Annotated in this window: 13 protein-coding genes; 6 read left to right on the top strand and 7 right to left on the bottom strand. The window is 70.3% G+C overall.

Features of this window, described 5'->3' with window-relative positions; all coding sequences use genetic code 11:
• Window positions 1–49: 49 nt before the first annotated feature.
• A complete protein-coding gene (locus tag OG898_RS05210) occupies window positions 50–1,012 on the bottom strand; it encodes a zinc-binding dehydrogenase (RefSeq protein ID WP_266955259.1) in 963 nt (320 codons plus the stop codon).
• 331 nt (window positions 1,013–1,343) lie between these two features.
• Entirely contained in the window at window positions 1,344–2,549 is a 1,206-nt protein-coding gene (locus OG898_RS05205; protein ID WP_266955257.1) for an NADP-dependent malic enzyme, read from the bottom strand.
• A 524-nt stretch (window positions 2,550–3,073) separates the two neighbouring features.
• On the opposite strand from OG898_RS05205, the gene OG898_RS05200 reads away from it, so the two are divergent.
• The 3 genes from OG898_RS05200 to OG898_RS05190 all read left to right on the top strand — a co-directional run bounded on the left by OG898_RS05200 (window position 3,074) and on the right by OG898_RS05190 (window position 5,804).
• On the top strand, window positions 3,074–4,021 hold the full coding sequence (locus OG898_RS05200; protein ID WP_266955255.1) for an ABC transporter substrate-binding protein: 948 nt from the start codon (window positions 3,074–3,076) through the stop codon (window positions 4,019–4,021).
• A 68-nt stretch (window positions 4,022–4,089) separates the two neighbouring features.
• The gene (locus tag OG898_RS05195; RefSeq protein WP_266955253.1) at window positions 4,090–5,040 is read left to right on the top strand and encodes an amino acid ABC transporter permease; all 951 of its coding nucleotides are present in this window, start codon (window positions 4,090–4,092) and stop codon (window positions 5,038–5,040) included.
• 11 nt (window positions 5,041–5,051) lie between these two features.
• Window positions 5,052–5,804: an amino acid ABC transporter ATP-binding protein gene (locus OG898_RS05190; RefSeq protein ID WP_266960087.1), complete on the top strand. Its 753-nt coding sequence runs from the start codon at window positions 5,052–5,054 to the stop codon at window positions 5,802–5,804.
• Between the two features lie 84 nt (window positions 5,805–5,888).
• On the opposite strand, the gene OG898_RS05185 is transcribed toward OG898_RS05190, so the two are convergent.
• Entirely contained in the window at window positions 5,889–6,662 is a 774-nt protein-coding gene (locus tag OG898_RS05185; RefSeq protein ID WP_266955251.1) for a trans-aconitate 2-methyltransferase, read from the bottom strand.
• An 80-nt stretch (window positions 6,663–6,742) separates the two neighbouring features.
• Between OG898_RS05185 and OG898_RS05180 the strand changes: the two genes are divergently transcribed.
• Window positions 6,743–7,372, top strand: coding sequence for a CGNR zinc finger domain-containing protein (locus OG898_RS05180; protein WP_266955249.1), 630 nt, complete (start codon window positions 6,743–6,745; stop codon window positions 7,370–7,372).
• Here the strand turns inward: OG898_RS05180 and sodX are convergent.
• The gene (sodX, locus tag OG898_RS05175; RefSeq protein ID WP_266955248.1) at window positions 7,276–7,743 is read right to left on the bottom strand and encodes a nickel-type superoxide dismutase maturation protease; all 468 of its coding nucleotides are present in this window, start codon (window positions 7,741–7,743) and stop codon (window positions 7,276–7,278) included. The two genes, OG898_RS05180 and sodX, sit on opposite strands and share 97 nt — an antisense overlap.
• A 192-nt stretch (window positions 7,744–7,935) precedes the next feature.
• On the opposite strand from sodX, the gene sodN reads away from it, so the two are divergent.
• Window positions 7,936–8,331, top strand: a complete 396-nt coding sequence (sodN, locus tag OG898_RS05170) for a superoxide dismutase, Ni (protein WP_030709803.1) — start codon at window positions 7,936–7,938, stop codon at window positions 8,329–8,331.
• Between the two features lie 92 nt (window positions 8,332–8,423).
• Here sodN and OG898_RS05165 read toward each other — a convergent pair whose 3' ends face one another.
• The gene (locus tag OG898_RS05165; RefSeq protein WP_007266501.1) at window positions 8,424–8,609 is read right to left on the bottom strand and encodes a DUF6104 family protein; all 186 of its coding nucleotides are present in this window, start codon (window positions 8,607–8,609) and stop codon (window positions 8,424–8,426) included.
• A gap of 145 nt (window positions 8,610–8,754) precedes the next feature.
• Here OG898_RS05165 and OG898_RS05160 point away from each other — a divergent pair, with 145 nt between their 5' ends.
• Window positions 8,755–9,981 carry an HEXXH motif-containing putative peptide modification protein gene (locus OG898_RS05160; protein WP_266955247.1) on the top strand — a complete coding sequence of 409 codons (1,227 nt, stop codon included), beginning with the start codon at window positions 8,755–8,757 and terminating at the stop codon, window positions 9,979–9,981.
• Window positions 9,982–10,133: 152 nt separating this feature from the next.
• On the opposite strand, the gene OG898_RS05155 is transcribed toward OG898_RS05160, so the two are convergent.
• Together OG898_RS05155 and OG898_RS05150 are read right to left on the bottom strand one after the other, a co-directional pair.
• On the bottom strand, window positions 10,134–14,072 hold the full coding sequence (locus tag OG898_RS05155) for a multifunctional oxoglutarate decarboxylase/oxoglutarate dehydrogenase thiamine pyrophosphate-binding subunit/dihydrolipoyllysine-residue succinyltransferase subunit (protein WP_266955246.1): 3,939 nt from the start codon (window positions 14,070–14,072) through the stop codon (window positions 10,134–10,136).
• A gap of 257 nt (window positions 14,073–14,329) precedes the next feature.
• Entirely contained in the window at window positions 14,330–15,382 is a 1,053-nt protein-coding gene (locus OG898_RS05150; protein ID WP_266960085.1) for a HAMP domain-containing sensor histidine kinase, read from the bottom strand.
• Between the last annotated feature and the right edge of the window lie 33 nt (window positions 15,383–15,415).

Raw genomic sequence — 15,415 nt, 5'->3', positions numbered from 1 at the left:
TGACACCTGGGTGGTGCCGGTCCTTCGGGGGGCAGGGGCGGGGCGGTGGCTAGACGGTGAGGACGATCTTGCCGAACACGTCGCCCGACTCCAGCTTCGCGAAGCCCTCGCGGGCCCGGTCCAGCGGCAGGGTCTCGTCGATCACCGGGCGGACGCCGGTCGCCGCGCAGAAGGACAACAGGTCCTCCAGCTCGTCCTTCGAGCCCATCGTCGAGCCGACCACCTTGAGCTCCAGGAAGAAGATCCGGGTCAGCTCGGCGTGCGCCGGGCGGTCCCCGCTCGTGGCCCCCGAGATGACCAGGGTGCCGCCGGGGCGCAGCGATTTGACCGAGTGCGACCAGGTGGCGGCGCCGACGGTTTCGATGACCGCGTCGACCCGCTGGGGGAGCCGCGCGCCGGGCTCGTAGGCCTCCACGGCACCCAGCTCGACCGCGCGCTTGCGCTTGGCCTCGTCGCGGCTGGTCGCGAAGACCCGCAGGCCGGCCGCCTTGCCGAGGACGATGGCGGCGGTGGCGACCCCGCCGCCCGCGCCCTGGACCAGGACCGAGTCGCCCGGGCGGACGCCGGCGTTGGTGAAGAGCATGCGGTACGCGGTCAGCCACGCCGTGGGCAGGCAGGCGGCCTCTTCGAAGGAGAGCTCGGCGGGCTTGCGCAGGACGTTCCAGGCGGGGACGGTGACCTGCTCGGCGAAGGTGCCCTGGTAGCGCTCGGTCAGGATCGAGCGGGGCTCGTCGGGGCCGACCCCGTGGCCGGTCTGGCCGATGACGGAGTGCAGGACGACCTCGTTGCCGTCCTGGTCGATCCCGGCGGCGTCACAGCCGAGGATCATGGGGAGCTTGTCCCCCGACAGGCCGACCCCGCGCAGCGACCAGAGGTCGTGGTGGTTGAGGGAGGCGGCCTTGACGTTCACGGTCACCCAGCCGGGGCGGGCCTGCGGGGCGGGGAGGTCGCCCAGCTCAAGGCCGCTCAGCGGCTGGTCACGGTCGATTCGGGCAGCGTAGGCAGCGAACATGGCCGCGAGGCTACCGGTCGGTAGCCCGGGGATCCAGGGCCTGCCCTGGCCGGCGGGCGGCTGCTCGGGGTTGCTCCCCGTGCCCGTCGGCGGGAGCGTGCCCTGCGGGGGCTGTCCCCTACCCGCCCTTCCACCGTTCCCCGGGCTCCGCCCGGACCCGTTGCCGTGTGCGGCGCCGTTCCCGGGGGCCGGCCCCCGGACCCCCGCTCCTCAAACGCCGGAGGGGCTGGATTTGGCAGGGCTGGATTGGGCCGGCCTCGGCCCGTACGCGAAGCGGGGCCCGGCCGGAAGGTTCCGGACGGGCCCCGCTTCGTGCAGCTCGGTGCAGCGATCAGGCCAGGCGGGCCACGCCGTCGGCCTTCGCCGCCGCGGCGACCGCGGCCGTGACGGCCTCGGCGACGCGGGTGTCGAACGGCGACGGGATCACGTAGTCGGCGGTGAGCTCGCTGTCGGCGACGACACCGGCGATGGCGTCGGCAGCCGCGATCTTCATGTTCTCGGTGATCCGCGAGGCCCGGACCTTGAAGGCGCCCGCGAAGATGCCCGGGAACGCGAGCACGTTGTTGATCTGGTTCGGGAAGTCCGAGCGGCCCGTGGCCACGACCGCCGCGTACTTGTGCGCGACGTCGGGGTGGACCTCCGGGTTCGGGTTGGCCATGGCGAAGACGAAGCAGTCCTTCGCCATCGTCGCCACCGCGGCCTCGGGGACCGTACCGCCGGAGACGCCGATGAAGACGTCCGCGCCCGCGAGGGCGGACTCCAGGGAACCGGTCTGGCCGGTCTTGTTCGTCAGGCCCGCGATCTCCGCCTTGACGTCCGTCAGGTCGGAGCGGTCGGCGGAGACGACGCCCTTGCGGTCGGTGACGCAGACGTCGCCGATGCCCGCGTCCACGAGGATCTTGGCGATCGCGATGCCGGCGGCACCGGCGCCCGAGATCACGGCGCGCAGGTCGCCGAGGGTGCGACCCGTGAGCTTCGCGGCGTTGCGCATGGCGGCCAGCGTCACGATGGCCGTGCCGTGCTGGTCGTCGTGGAAGATCGGGATGTCCAGCGCCTCCTGGAGGCGGCGCTCGATCTCGAAGCAGCGGGGCGCCGAGATGTCCTCCAGGTTCACCCCGCCGAAGGACGGCGCGAGGCGGATCACGGTCTCGATGATCTCGTCCGTGTCCTTGGTGGCGAGCGCGATCGGAACCGCGTCCACACCACCGAACTGCTTGAAGAGAATGGCCTTGCCCTCCATCACGGGGAGGGAGGCCTCGGGCCCGATGTCACCGAGTCCGAGCACGGCCGTACCGTCGGTGACGACGGCGACCACGTTGGACTTCCAGGTGTACTCGTTCACGAGCTCGGGCTGCTCGGCAATGGCGCTGCACACCTTCGCAACGCCGGGCGTGTACGCCAGGGACAGGTCGTCCTTGTCGTTGACGGGCACAGTGGCCACGATGGCCATCTTGCCGCCCCGGTGCAGCGCGAACACCGCATCCGGGTTGTTGTCCGTCACGCTGTCGCTGCGAGGATTGACGATCTCCGCTGCCACTGTCTTAACCCCTTAAGTCTTTGAATCGTTGAGGGTGGCCACTCCTGGTTAAGGGGTGGGCGGGCACCGCGTCCGTCTCCGCGCCGACGGGTTTAGGTCCGTCTCCGCGAAGGGGAGGTTCGTACGCGCGGGCGCGCCGCACGCGCGCCCTGAGCCCCGGATGAGGGGTGTAAGGATCTGTTCTACCCGAAGAACGCTCACCCAGACGAGTCGATTCCCGCTCGACCATAAGCTCCTTGTCCCGGTTTTGGCGAAAAGTCCAAACCTCTCTGTCCGATGGGCGAGACGCGCCGCAAATAGTGCGGCAAAAGGACCAGGTCACAGCCGTTCGTGCGGTTCTGAGGGCCCTTGTCCGCAGTCCTGTTGGGTACGAAGCGGCTGCCGTTATCCGATTTTGACCTGACGGGCTGCCTGAATGACTCAGTCCGAATGGCAAGATGCCCCTAATCACACAAGGTCGCGACACTCGATGGGGCGTGCCCGACCGCTTTTCGATGCTTTCCACCTGCCGGAGGAACCAGCTCATGACCGCTAGCACCACCCGCCGTACGACCGCCGCCCGGTCCCGGATCGCCGCGGTCGGCGCGATCGCGGTCGCCGGCGCCCTGATCCTCACCGGCTGTGGAGACCAGACCGAGAAGAAGGGGTCCGGGGACGCCACGAAGTCCAACACCGCCCCCCTCTTCTCCGCCCTGCCGAAGAAGATCCAGGACGCGGGCGTCATCAAGGTCGGCACGGACGCGGCGTACGCGCCGATGGAGTTCACCGAGGGCGGCAAGATCGTCGGTGTCGACCCCGACATCGCCGAGGCCCTGGGCAAGCAGCTCGGCGTGAAGTTCGAGTTCACCTCGGGCAGCTTCGACGGTCTGATCACCTCGATCTACTCCGGCCGCCAGGACGCGATCATGTCCTCGGTCACGGACAACGAGAAGCGCCAGAAGGGCCTCGACGACGAGGGCAAGCAGATCGGCAAGGGGATCGACTTCGTCGACTACTTCTCCTCCGGCGTCTCGCTCCTCGTCAAGAAGGGCAACCCGCAGAACATCAAGTCCCTGGACGACCTCTGCGGCAAGACCGTCGCCGTCCAGCGCGGCACGATCTACGAGGACACCTTCAAGGCGCAGGCCACGAAGTGCGGTGACAAGAAGCTCACCATCGAGTCCTTCGACACCGACGCCGAGGCCCAGACCCGCGTCAAGGCCGGCGGCGCCGTGGCCGACCTGAACGACTTCCCGGTCGCCGCGTACATCGCGAAGACCTCGGGCGGCGGCAACGACTTCGAGGTCGGCGGCGCGCAGGCCGACGTCGGCCTCTTCGGCATCGGCGTCAGCAAGGAGAACACCCAGCTGCGCGACGCCCTGAAGCAGGCCCTCGACGCGATCATCAAGGACGGCTCCTACGCCAAGGTCCTGGAGAAGTGGAACGTCAAGGACAGCGCCGTTCAGTCCGCGACGGTCAACGCAGGCAAGTGACCCGTGCGGTCCGGGGGCGCCCGCGCCCCCGGACCCTGGTTCCTGAGCTCCACTGAAGGGCAGTCATTGTGACTGACAAGATCGACAAGGATCCGGCGGCGACCCCGCCGGCCGGGCCCGGCGCCTCGGGTACCCCGTACGAGGCCATCAAGGCAATCCCCGTGCGGCATTACGGCCGCTGGGTCAGCGGCGCCGTGGTCGTCGTCCTGCTGGGCTGGCTGATTTACGCCTTCTCGCAGGGCAACGTGATCTGGAAGACGGTCGGGGACAAGCTCTTCGACCCCTCGATCATCGCCGGCCTCGGCAACACCGTGATCATCAGCGTGTCCGCGATGGCCCTGGGCCTCGTGCTCGGCATCCTCTTCGCGGTCATGCGGCTTTCGAAGAACCCGGTGACCAACACCGTCGCCTGGCTCTACATCTGGTTCTTCCGCGGTACCCCGGTCTACGTACAGCTGCTGGTGTGGTTCAACCTGTCGCTGATCTTCCAGTACGTGAACCTCGGCCCGATCTACAAGCAGGAGACCGTCGAGCTGATGACCCCGTTCATGGTCGCCCTCCTGGGGCTGGGCCTGAACGAGGGCGCCTACATGGCGGAGATCGTCCGTGCGGGCATCCAGTCCGTCGACGAGGGCCAGAGCGAGGCCTCGCACGCGCTGGGCATGACCCAGACGCAGACCATGCGCCGCGTGGTCCTCCCGCAGGCGATGCGCGTGATCATCCCGCCGTCGGGCAACGAGTTCATCAACATGCTGAAGACCTCGTCCCTGGTGTCCGCGGTCCAGTACACCGAGCTCCTGCGGGCCTCGTCGAACATCGGGTCCACGGCCGGCGCGATCATGGAGATGCTGTTCGTCGCCTCCATCTGGTACCTGGCCCTGACCAGCGTGTTCAGCGTCGGCCAGTACTACCTGGAGCGCCGCTACGCACGCGGTTCGCTGCGCTCCCTGCCGCCCACGCCGTTCCAGCGGCTCAAGGCCAACCTGAACATGTTCCGCCGTACGGAGGTGGCGAAGTGACCGCCCAGCCGATGGTCAAGGCCGAGGCCGTCCACAAGTCGTACGGCCCCGCCCACATCCTGCGGGGCATCGACCTCGAAGTCGCCCCCCGCGAGGTGTTCTGCCTGGTCGGTCCGTCCGGCTCCGGCAAGTCCACCTTCCTGCGCTGCATCAACCACCTGGAGCGCATCAACGCCGGACGGCTCTCGGTCGACGGCCAGCTGGTCGGCTACAAGGAGAAGGCCGGAAAGCTCTACGAGCTGAAGGACAGCGAGGTCGCGGCCCAGCGCCGGGACATCGGCATGGTCTTCCAGCGCTTCAACCTCTTCCCGCACATGACGGCCATAGAGAACGTCATGGAAGCCCCCGTCATGGTCAAGGGCGAGAGCAAGGCCGTCGCGCGGGCCCGTGCCGTCAAGCTCCTGGACCGGGTCGGCCTCGGCGACAAGGGCGGGAACTACCCCACCCAGCTCTCCGGCGGCCAGCAGCAGCGCGTGGCCATCGCCCGCGCGCTGGCGATGGAGCCGAAGCTGATGCTCTTCGACGAGCCCACCTCGGCGCTCGACCCGGAGCTCGTCGGCGACGTCCTCGACGTCATGCGGGACCTCGCCGAGTCGGGCATGACCATGATCGTGGTCACCCACGAGATGGGCTTCGCCCGCGAGGTCGGCGACAACCTCGTCTTCATGGACGGCGGCGTCGTGGTCGAATCCGGCCACCCCCGCGAGGTCCTCGGCAACCCGCAACACGACCGCACCAAGGCCTTCCTCTCGAAGGTCCTGTAAGGGCGGCGGCGCTCCACGCGTGAGGGGCGGTACGGACATCCGTACCGCCCCTCACGCACGACCGCCCGCGCTGCGGCCCGGGGCCTACTTCAGGGCCAGCACCAGCCCGTCGGAGGGCGAGCGCCAGACCGTACGGGCCTCCGAGAAGCCGGCGCCGCGCAGCGTGGCCGCGTGCCAGGACTCCGGCGGGGTGTCGCCGTCGGCGTGCTCGCCGTAGATCTCGAAGCGGGCCTTCGTCGGCTCGGCGAGCACGGGGTCGGCGGCCGCGAGCTCCCACCACTCGCGCCAGTCCAGCGCCCCGGCCGCCTTCGCCCGGTCCATGGCGCCGTGCCGGTGGGCGCGCTCGGCGGCGTTGATCCGGGGGGTGGCGGGGTCGGGCATGTGGTCGGCGTTCATGAACACCCCGCCGGTGCGCAGCAGGGGCGCGAGCTGTCCGTAGAGGACGGCGAGGTCCTCGCTGGGCAGCCAGTGCAGGGCGGTGGCCGTCAGGATGGCGTCGTAGGAGCCGTGGGGGAGGGCCGTGCGCCAGTCGGGGTCCTTGAGGTCGGCGGTCACGAACGTGACGCGGGAGTCGCCGGCGAAGTGGCCGCGGGCGATCGTCAACAGCGCGGGGTCGAGATCGACTCCCGTACTGGTGGATTCCGGGAACCTCTTGAAGACGCGGTCCGTGATACTTCCCGTACCGCACGCGAGATCGAGCACCCGGGGGGCGGTGCCGACCAGCGCCTCCACCATGTCCAGCATCACCCGGAACCGCTCCTCGCGGTCGGGCATGTACCACTCCTGCTGTCGGTCCCAGCTGTCCTGCCAGGCCTGCCAGTCGGCCGGTGCCGTATCAGAGCGCGCCGTATCCGCCACGGGAATCCTCCATGCGTAATACCCTCGAACATGTATCAGCCGTTACCCGAGACGATAATCCGCAGCCGTAAGGACTACAAGTGGAACTGGCCCATTACTCGGACTACGCCGTGCGCCTGGTCAACACCGAGGAGCCGGCCCGCAACAAGGACTCGCTGACCTCCGTGGACGCCGTCCGTGCGCTCTTCGGTGCCAGCGTCCAGATGGCCCGCCGGGTCACGGACGGTGACGTCACCCGCTTCCGCAACGTCCGCGGCCGGCTGCGCACCGTCTTCGAGGCCGCCGACGGCGGGGACCACGTCCTCGCCGTGGACCTGCTGAACTCCCTGCTCATGGAGTTCCCGGTCAGCCCGCAGGTCTCGGGGCACGAGACGATCGGTGAGCACGGCGGCCCGAACTGGCACATCCACCTGGCCGACCACCCCTCCAACGCCTCCGCCGGCTACGCCGCGATCGCGTGCTTCGGGCTGGCCTTCCACCTCACCGAGCACGGCCCGGACCGACTCGGCCTCTGCCAGGCCCCGCCCTGCCGCAACGCCTACCTCGACACCTCCACCAACCGCTCCCGGCGGTACTGCTCCGACCGGTGCGCCACGCGCGCCAACGTCGCCGCCTACCGCGCCCGCAAGCGGCTGGAGGCCGAGGAGTCCGCCCACAGCGGGCGCAGCGCCGAGGAAGCCCAGGAGAGCCACGCCCTCAGCGAGCGCTGACCCTCCGCCGCGTGTTCCGGCCGGGGGCGCGGCCGGAAGCGGACCACCGCGGTCGCCAGCACCAGCTCGTCGGGGACCGCCCCGTAGTCCGTGCTGTCGCCCGTCTCGTTGTACGGGTTGTCTCCCAGCACCCACCAGCCGCCCGGCCGCCGCTCCGCCGCCCGCTTCACGACCAGCAGGTCCTGCTGGAACGGGTGGCGCAGCACCACCACGTGGCCCGGCCGCACGGGGGCCCCGTAGCGGACCAGCAGCTGGTCCCCGTTCTCCAGGGTCGGCGCCATCGAGGGGCCGCTCACCTCCACGGTCCCGATCCGTTTCAACGGCGACTCCCACTCCCGCGACCGGCCGCGCGAGCGCGTGCTCCCCGTCATCCGTGACCTCCGTAACCGCTCTGGTCCACTCTTCGTGCCCCCCGCATGCTGCCGCACTCTTCCGTACATTCGGTCACCGGCCCGGGCACACCCCTGGACTTTTGTCCCAACCGCACGGGGGCGGCCGCGAAATCGTCTTTCTCACGGAGTAATCTCCCCCTTGAGAAGACGATCACGAGGAGGACAAACTCCATGCTTTCCCGCCTCTTCGCCCCCAAGGCGAAGGTCTCCGCCCACTGCGATCTTCCGTGCGGCGTGTACGACCCTGCCCAGGCCCGCATCGAGGCCGAGTCCGTCAAGGCCGTGCAGGAGAAGTACCAGGCCAACGACGACGCCGACTTCCGCGCGCGCGCCATCACCATCAAGGAGCAGCGCGCCGAGCTCGCGAAGCACCACGTTTCCGTGCTGTGGAGCGACTACTTCAAGCCGCCGCACTTCGAGAAGTACCCGCAGCTGCACACCCTGGTCAACGACACCCTGAAGGCCCTCTCGGCCGCCAAGGCGTCGAACGACCCGGCGACCGGCGCCAAGGCGCTGGAGCTCATCGCCGAGATCGACCGCATCTTCTGGGAGACCAAGGCCGCCTGATCCGGCTCTCCAGCCTGATCGGCCTTGTCCCGCGGGACGATGACGAAGGGGCCCGACCGCATCGCGGTCGGGCCCCTTCGTCGTGCCGCGGGCTACTCGTCGTCTTCGTCCTCGTCGTCCAGGCGGGCCAGCCACGTGGCGAGGCGTTCCACCGGGACCTCGAAGTCCGGGTTCAGGTCGACGAAGGTGCGCAGCTGCTCGGCGAGCCACTCGAAGGTGACCTCCTCCTCGCCTCGCCGCTTCTCCAGCTCCTCGATGCCGCGATCGGTGAAGTACAAGTCGGGCTCCGTGCGGTGGTCGGGTGTTCGGGTGTGTCCCGTCAGGATAATCCGCCGCCCCGCCGGGCCCGGACCTGACCGCTTTCCGCCGTTCGCGGAGCCCCTCCCCAGGGCAGGGATGAAGGGTCCGCGGCGGGAGGTATGCATGGATCACCCCGAGCCGAGCGACGGCGTGCTGAGGGCCCTCGGTTCCACCGAGCCGTCCGCCGAGGGGACCGCGCTGGTGTGCGGCGTACGGCGGGCCCGGCGGCTGCGGCTGCTGCGGGAGCTCGCGGAACTGCCCGGCGCCCGCACCGGGGAGGCGGCCGAGCGCTGGGCCCTGCTGGAGGAGGCCGGGCGGCGCGACCCCCGTGCGGTGAGCGACGTGGTGCACTATCCGGCCACCGGGGTGTGGGCCGAGGAGACGCTGCGCCGGCTGCGCACGCGGCACGGGCCGCCCGCCGACCTCGGACACCTCGGGGCGCTCGCCGCCGCCGCGGCGCTGCGCGCCGGGATCGGCTTCAAGATCACGCTGCGGCCCGCGCACGGACGCCTCGCCCTGCCCACCCTCGGACTGCTGCGCCCGGACCGGCCCGGCCCGCTCGCCCTCACCGAGGGCTCCTGGGACCCCGGCAACCCGGAGGCGCTGGCCCTGCACGCACTGCCCGACGGGCGGACCGCCCTCGACGACCTGGACCCGTACCGCGCCCCCGGGACGGTGCCCGCCGCCCGCCGGCTCACCCCCAAGGGGCACAAGCGCTGGGACACCCAGTGGTCCGGGGCCCTCAGCCTGCTGCGGCGCTACGACACCGCCCGCGCGGAGGAGGCCGGGAGGCTGCTGCGCTGCCTGGTCCCGCTGTCCGGCAGCTCCCGGTCCTACGGCGCGACCCTGCCCGCCGCGGCGGGCTCCGTCCTGGCGCGGGCCCAGCCGCCGCCCGCGCTGGCCGCGACCCTCGTGTTCGAAGTGCAGCACGGGAAGCTGGCGGCCCTCACGGAGGCGCTCCCGCTGCACACCGCCGACCGCACCGCACGGTACTGGGCACCCTGGAGGACCGATCCGCGGCCGCTGGAGGGGCTCCTGCGGGGCGCGTACGCGCATCTCGGACTGGCGGGCTACTGGCAGCGCGCGGCGCTCTACGGGGCCAGGGGGGCGTGGGCGCAGCACGCGCGGGTGCGGGCGCAGGTGGCGGCGGTGCTGCCCGTCCTGCTGGCCTGCCCGGAACTCACCCCGGGCGGTCGGGTGTTCGCCGAGGCGATGGCCGCGGCGGAGCGGGCCATGGACGGGGTGTCGGCGCCGGGGTCTCGTTATGCGGTCGCCCGCGGGGTGGTCGAGCGGGACCGGGCCGCGTGGTGCGAGGCGCACCCGAACCTGGCCCCGTACGCGTCCGGCTGACGGGGTGGGCCGCTGCGCGGGGCCGTCCCCTACCCGCCCTTCCACCGTTCCCCGGGCTCCGCCCAGACCCGGTCCTCAAACGCCGGACGGGCTGAAAGCGCCGGAAGGCCCGGCCCCCCATGGGGGGCCGGGCCTTCCGGGAGGTGTGAGGCTTACGCCTCGAAGACCTCGTTCAGGAGGAGCTGCTGCTCCGCCTGGTGGCGCTTGGCCGAGCCGACCGCCGGGGACGAGCCGTGCGGGCGGGAGATCCGGCGCAGGCGCTCGCCGGCCGGGACGTCCGCGCCGACCGCCAGGTCGAGGTGGTCGATCAGGTTGAGCGCGATGAAGGGCCACGCGCCCTGGTTCGCCGGCTCCTCCTGGGCCCAGATGTACTTCGCCGCGTTCGGGAACTTGGCGATCTCCGCCTGGAGTTCGGCACCCGGGAGGGGGTAGAGGCGCTCGATGCGGATGATCGCCGTGTCGGTGATGCCGCGCTTCTCGCGCTCGGCCTCCAGGTCGTAGTAGACCTTGCCCGCGCAGAAGACGACCTTGCGGATCTCGTTCGGGTCGCCGGCTCCGGAGGAGATCCGGGTGTCGCCGATGACCGGACGGAACGAACCGGTCGTGAACTCCTCCGCCTTCGACGCCGCCGCCTTCAGACGCAGCATCGACTTCGGGGTGAAGACGATGAGCGGCTTGTGGTGCGGGTTGTGGACCTGCCAGCGCAGCAGGTGGAAGTAGTTCGACGGGAGCGTGGGCATGGCCACCGTCATGTTGTCCTGCGCGCACATCTGCAGGAAGCGCTCCGGGCGGGCGGAGGAGTGGTCCGGGCCCTGGCCCTCGTAGCCGTGCGGCAGGAGGAGCGTGACGCCGGACGTCTGGCCCCACTTCTGCTCGGCGGAGGAGATGAACTCGTCGACGACGGTCTGCGCGCCGTTGACGAAGTCACCGAACTGGGCCTCCCAGAGGACCAGTGCGTCCGGGCGGGCCAGCGAGTAGCCGTACTCGAAGCCCATGGCCGCGTACTCGGAGAGCAGCGAGTCGTAGACGTTGTAGCGGGCCTGGTCGTCCGACAGGTAGAGCAGCGGGGTGTAGTCCTCGCCCGTCTCCCGGTCGATGAGGACCGCGTGGCGCTGGCCGAAGGTGCCGCGGCGGGAGTCCTGGCCGGACAGCCGGACCGGGGTGCCCTCCATCAGCAGCGAGCCGAAGGCCAGGGTCTCGCCCATGCCCCAGTCGATGGTGCCGTCGTCGATCATCGCCGCGCGGCGCTGCAGCTGCGGCAGCAGGCGCGGGTGGACCGTGTGGCCGTCGGGGATGTTGACCTGGGCCTCGGCGATCCGCTTGACGACCTCCTGGGAGATCGCGGTGTTCACGGCGACCGGGAACTCCTGCGCGACCTGGGCGGGCGCCACCGTGGTGACCGCGGGCTGCGTGGCGGCCTCGCGGACCTCCGCGAAGACCTTCTCCAGCTGGCCCTGGAAGTCCTGGAGCGCCTGCTCCGCCTCTTCCAGGGTGATGTCGCCGCGACCGATGAGGGACTCGGTGTACAGCTTGCGCACCGAGCGCTTCTTGTCGATCAGGTCGTACATCAGCGGCTGCGTGAACGCCGGGTTGTCCGACTCGTTGTGACCGCGGCGGCGGTAGCAGATGAGGTCGATGACCACGTCCTTGTTGAACGCCTGACGGAACTCGAAGGCGAGCCGCGCGATGCGGACCACGGCCTCCGGGTCGTCGCCGTTCACGTGGAAGATCGGCGCCTCGATCATGCGGGCCACGTCGGTCGCGTACATCGAGGAACGCGAGGACTCCGGGGCGGCGGTGAAGCCGACCTGGTTGTTGATGACCACGTGCACGGTGCCGCCGGTGCGGTAACCGCGCAGCTGCGACATGTTCAGCGTCTCGGCGACGACGCCCTGGCCCGCGAAGGCCGCGTCGCCGTGCAGGGCGACGGGCAGGACCGTGAAGTCCGTGCCGCCCTTGTTGATGATGTCCTGCTTGGCGCGGACCACGCCCTCCAGGACCGGGTCCACCGCCTCCAGGTGCGAGGGGTTGGCGACGAGCGAGACCTTGATCTGCTCCCCGTCCAGGCCCGTGAAGGTGCCGTTGGCGCCCAGGTGGTACTTGACGTCGCCGGAGCCGTGCATGGACTTCGGGTCGAGGTTGCCCTCGAACTCGCGGAAGATCTGCGCGTACGACTTGCCGACGATGTTCGCCAGGACGTTCAGGCGGCCGCGGTGGGCCATGCCGATCGCGACCTCTTCGAGGCGGGCCTCGGCGGCCGAGTCGATGACGGCGTCGAGCAGCGGGATGACGGACTCGCCGCCCTCCAGGGAGAAGCGCTTCTGGCCGACGTACTTCGTCTGCAGGAAGGTCTCGAAGGCCTCCGCCGCGTTCAGCCGGCGCAGGATCCGCAGCTGCTCCTCGCGCTCCGGCTTGGAGTGCGGGCGCTCGATGCGGTCCTGGATCCAGCGGCGCTGCTTCGGGTCCTGGATGTGCATGAACTCGACGCCGGTGGTGCGGCAGTACGAGTCGCGCAGCACGCCGAGGATGTCGCGGAGCTTCATCATCGACTTGCCGGAGAAGCCGCCGACCGCGAACTCGCGCTCCAGGTCCCACAGGGTGAGGCCGTGCTCGGTGATGTCGAGGTCGGGGTGCTTGCGCTGCTTGTACTCCAGCGGGTCGGTGTCGGCCATGACGTGGCCGCGGACCCGGTAGGAGTGGATCAGCTCGAAGACGCGGGCGGCCTTCGTGACGTCGTCGTCGTGCGAGGCGTCGATGTCCCGGAGCCAGCGGACCGGCTCGTACGGGATGCGCAGCGCCTCGAAGACGTCGTCGTAGAAGCCGCTCTCGCCGAGCAGCATGTTCGCGACGATGCGCAGGAACTCGCCGGAGGCCGCGCCCTGGATGACCCGGTGGTCGTAGGTCGAGGTCAGGGTCATGACCTTGGAGATGCCCAGCTTGTTCAGGGTGTCCTGCGAGGTGCCCTGGAACTCGGCGGGGTAGTCCATGGAGCCGACGCCCATGATGACCGACTGTCCGGGCATCAGGCGGGGCACGGAGTGGACGGTGCCCAGGCCGCCGGGGTTGGTGAGGGAGACCGTCACCCCGGTGAAGTCGTCCATCGTCAGCTTGCCGATGCGGGCCCGGCGGACGATGTCCTCGTAGGCCTGCCAGAACTCGAAGAAGTTGAGGGTCTCGGCCTTCTTGATGCCGGCGACGACGAGCTGGCGGTCGCCGTTGGGCTTCACCAGGTCGATCGCGAGGCCGAAGTTGATGTGCTCCGGCTTGACCAGGGTCGGCTTGCCGTCCTTCTCCGCGAAGGAGTAGTTCATCGACGGCATGGCCTTGATGGCCTGCACCATCGCGTAGCCGATGAGGTGGGTGAAGGAGATCTTCCCGCCCCGGGCCCGCTTCAGGTGGTTGTTGATGACGATGCGGTTGTCGAACAGCAGCTTCACCGGGACGGCGCGGACGGACGTGGCCGTCGGCACTTCCAGGGAGGCGTTCATGTTCTTGACCACGGCAGCCGCCGGGCCGCGGAGCGTCACCAGTTCGGGGCCGGCAGGGGCCTCGGTGGCGGGCGCGGCCTTCTGGGGGGCTACGGAGGCGGGGGCGGCGGCGGGAGCCGGGGCCTGAGGGGCAGCGGCAGCCGGTGCGGCGGCGGCCGGGGCCTGGGAGGTGACAGTCACAGCAGGGGCACCAGAGGGGGTGGCAGGTACAGGGGCAGGTGCTGACACGGGCGTCGTGGGCGCGGCCACCGGGGTGGCGGGCACGAGGCTCGCCGTCCCTGTGGCGGCGGCGTCGGAAGCCTGCGGAGTCGCGGCGGTGACGGGGGTGGCGGCCTGTGCGGAGGCGCCGTCCGTCGTCGTCGCGGCGGGGGGAGCGGGCCGGTCCGTGGGCTTATCCGCCTTCACCGGAGCGACAGCGCCCCCCGGCTTGTAGTCGGCGAAGAAGTCCCACCAGGCCCGGTCGACCGAGTTCGGGTCCTGGAGGTACTGCTGATAGATCTCGTCGACGAGCCACTCATTCGCACCGAAGCCTGGGGCGGGGTTCTTCCCGCCTTCTCCTGCTTCGGTCGTGGTGCTCGAGTTACTGGGGGACTGTGGCGACACGGCGGCAACCGCCCTCTTCCGCTTCACAAGGTATGGACAGCGGGAATAAAGGCTACGCCTCCCGGGCCGTGAGATGCAGACCGGGCGGGACTTACGTCGCGTAGGTCACATCGAACGGCGGGTTTCACCACCAGGAATGGCGGGAAACAAGCGTGGTTCGGGCAGGAGGCACCGCGGTTGCGGCCCCCTGGCTTCGCACCCCTGACGGACCCCGGCGTGTGTGGCCGAGATCATGTCCTTCCCACTCGAACCCTACGTCAACTCGATGCCTGCGAGCTGCCCGGAAGTGTGACAAGGATCCGGCAGCCCCGTGACGATTCGGCCACTCCGATGTCGCCCCCGTGCAGGCCGACCGCCCAGCGGGCGATGGCCAGGCCCAGGCCCGTGCCGCCGTCGCCGCCCCGCGCGCTGCCCCGGTTGAACCGCTCGAAGACCCGGTGGCGCTCCGCCTCCGGAATTCCGGGACCTTCGTCCCGGACTTCGAGCACCAGACCCCCGGGCGCGTCGCCCGCCCGGGCGTGGACCGTGACCCGGCCGTGCGGCGGGCTGTGCTTGACCGCGTTGTCGATCAGGTTCGCCACCACCTGGTGCAGCCGCTCGGCGTCCGCGTACGCCGTCAGGTCCGGCGGGGACACGTCCAGGTGGAGGTGGACGTCGTTGCGGGTGTGCCCGCCCGAGCCGGAGGACAGCCCCGGCCGGCCGGAGGCCGCCAGGCCCGACTCCTTCAGCACCCCCGACAGGTAGGGCCACACCTCGAAGCGGCGGGCCCGCAGCGGCACCACGCCGTTGTCCACGCGGGAGAGGTCCAGCAGGGTCTCCACCAGCCGGCCGAGCCGTTCGGTCTGCTTCAGGGCCGTGCGCATGGTCTCCGGATCGGCGGCGGAGACCCCGTCCACCACGTTCTCCAGTACCGCCCGCAGGGCCGCGATCGGGGTGCGCAGCTCGTGCGAGACGTTGGCGACGAGCTCCTTGCGGTGCCGGTCCACCGCCTCCAGGTCGTCCGCCATCAGATTGATGGTGGAGGCCAGGTCGCCCAGCTCGTCGCGGCGGCCCGCCCCGCGCACCCGGCGCGTGTAGTCCCCGTGGGATATCGCCCGGGCCACGGTGGTCATGTCGTCCAGCGGCGCCGTCAGGCTGTGCGCCACGAACTGGGTGATCAGCATCGAGGCGATCACCGAGAACACCGTGATGAAGCGCACCTCGGTGGCCGTGCGCAGGGCCACCATCAGCAGGCCCGTGGTGATGAAGACCGACACCACCACGAGCGTGCCCAGCTTGGTCTTGATCGAGAACGGGGAGAAGGGCCGCAGCCCCCCGGTCGGCCGCTGCCCCGGCGGCCGGTA

Origin of the sequence: Streptomyces sp. NBC_00193 (assembly GCF_026342735.1) — a bacterium.
Taxonomy (GTDB): Bacteria; Actinomycetota; Actinomycetes; order Streptomycetales; family Streptomycetaceae; genus Streptomyces; species Streptomyces stoeckheimensis.
This window is presented reverse-complemented; position numbering and strand designations above follow the sequence as displayed.

What these genes read in the sequence shown, in the direction of transcription:
- sodN (WP_030709803.1), top strand. Translation starts at nt 7,936, where the DNA reads ATGCTTTCCCGCCTCTTCGCCCCCAAGGCGAAGGTCTCCGCCCACTGC.
- OG898_RS05190 (WP_266960087.1), top strand. Translation starts at nt 5,052, where the DNA reads ATGGTCAAGGCCGAGGCCGTCCACAAGTCGTACGGCCCCGCCCACATC.
- sodX (WP_266955248.1), bottom strand. Translation starts at nt 7,743, where the DNA reads ATGACGGGGAGCACGCGCTCGCGCGGCCGGTCGCGGGAGTGGGAGTCG.
- OG898_RS05210 (WP_266955259.1), bottom strand. Translation starts at nt 1,012, where the DNA reads ATGTTCGCTGCCTACGCTGCCCGAATCGACCGTGACCAGCCGCTGAGC.
- OG898_RS05160 (WP_266955247.1), top strand. Translation starts at nt 8,755, where the DNA reads ATGGATCACCCCGAGCCGAGCGACGGCGTGCTGAGGGCCCTCGGTTCC.
- OG898_RS05200 (WP_266955255.1), top strand. Translation starts at nt 3,074, where the DNA reads ATGACCGCTAGCACCACCCGCCGTACGACCGCCGCCCGGTCCCGGATC.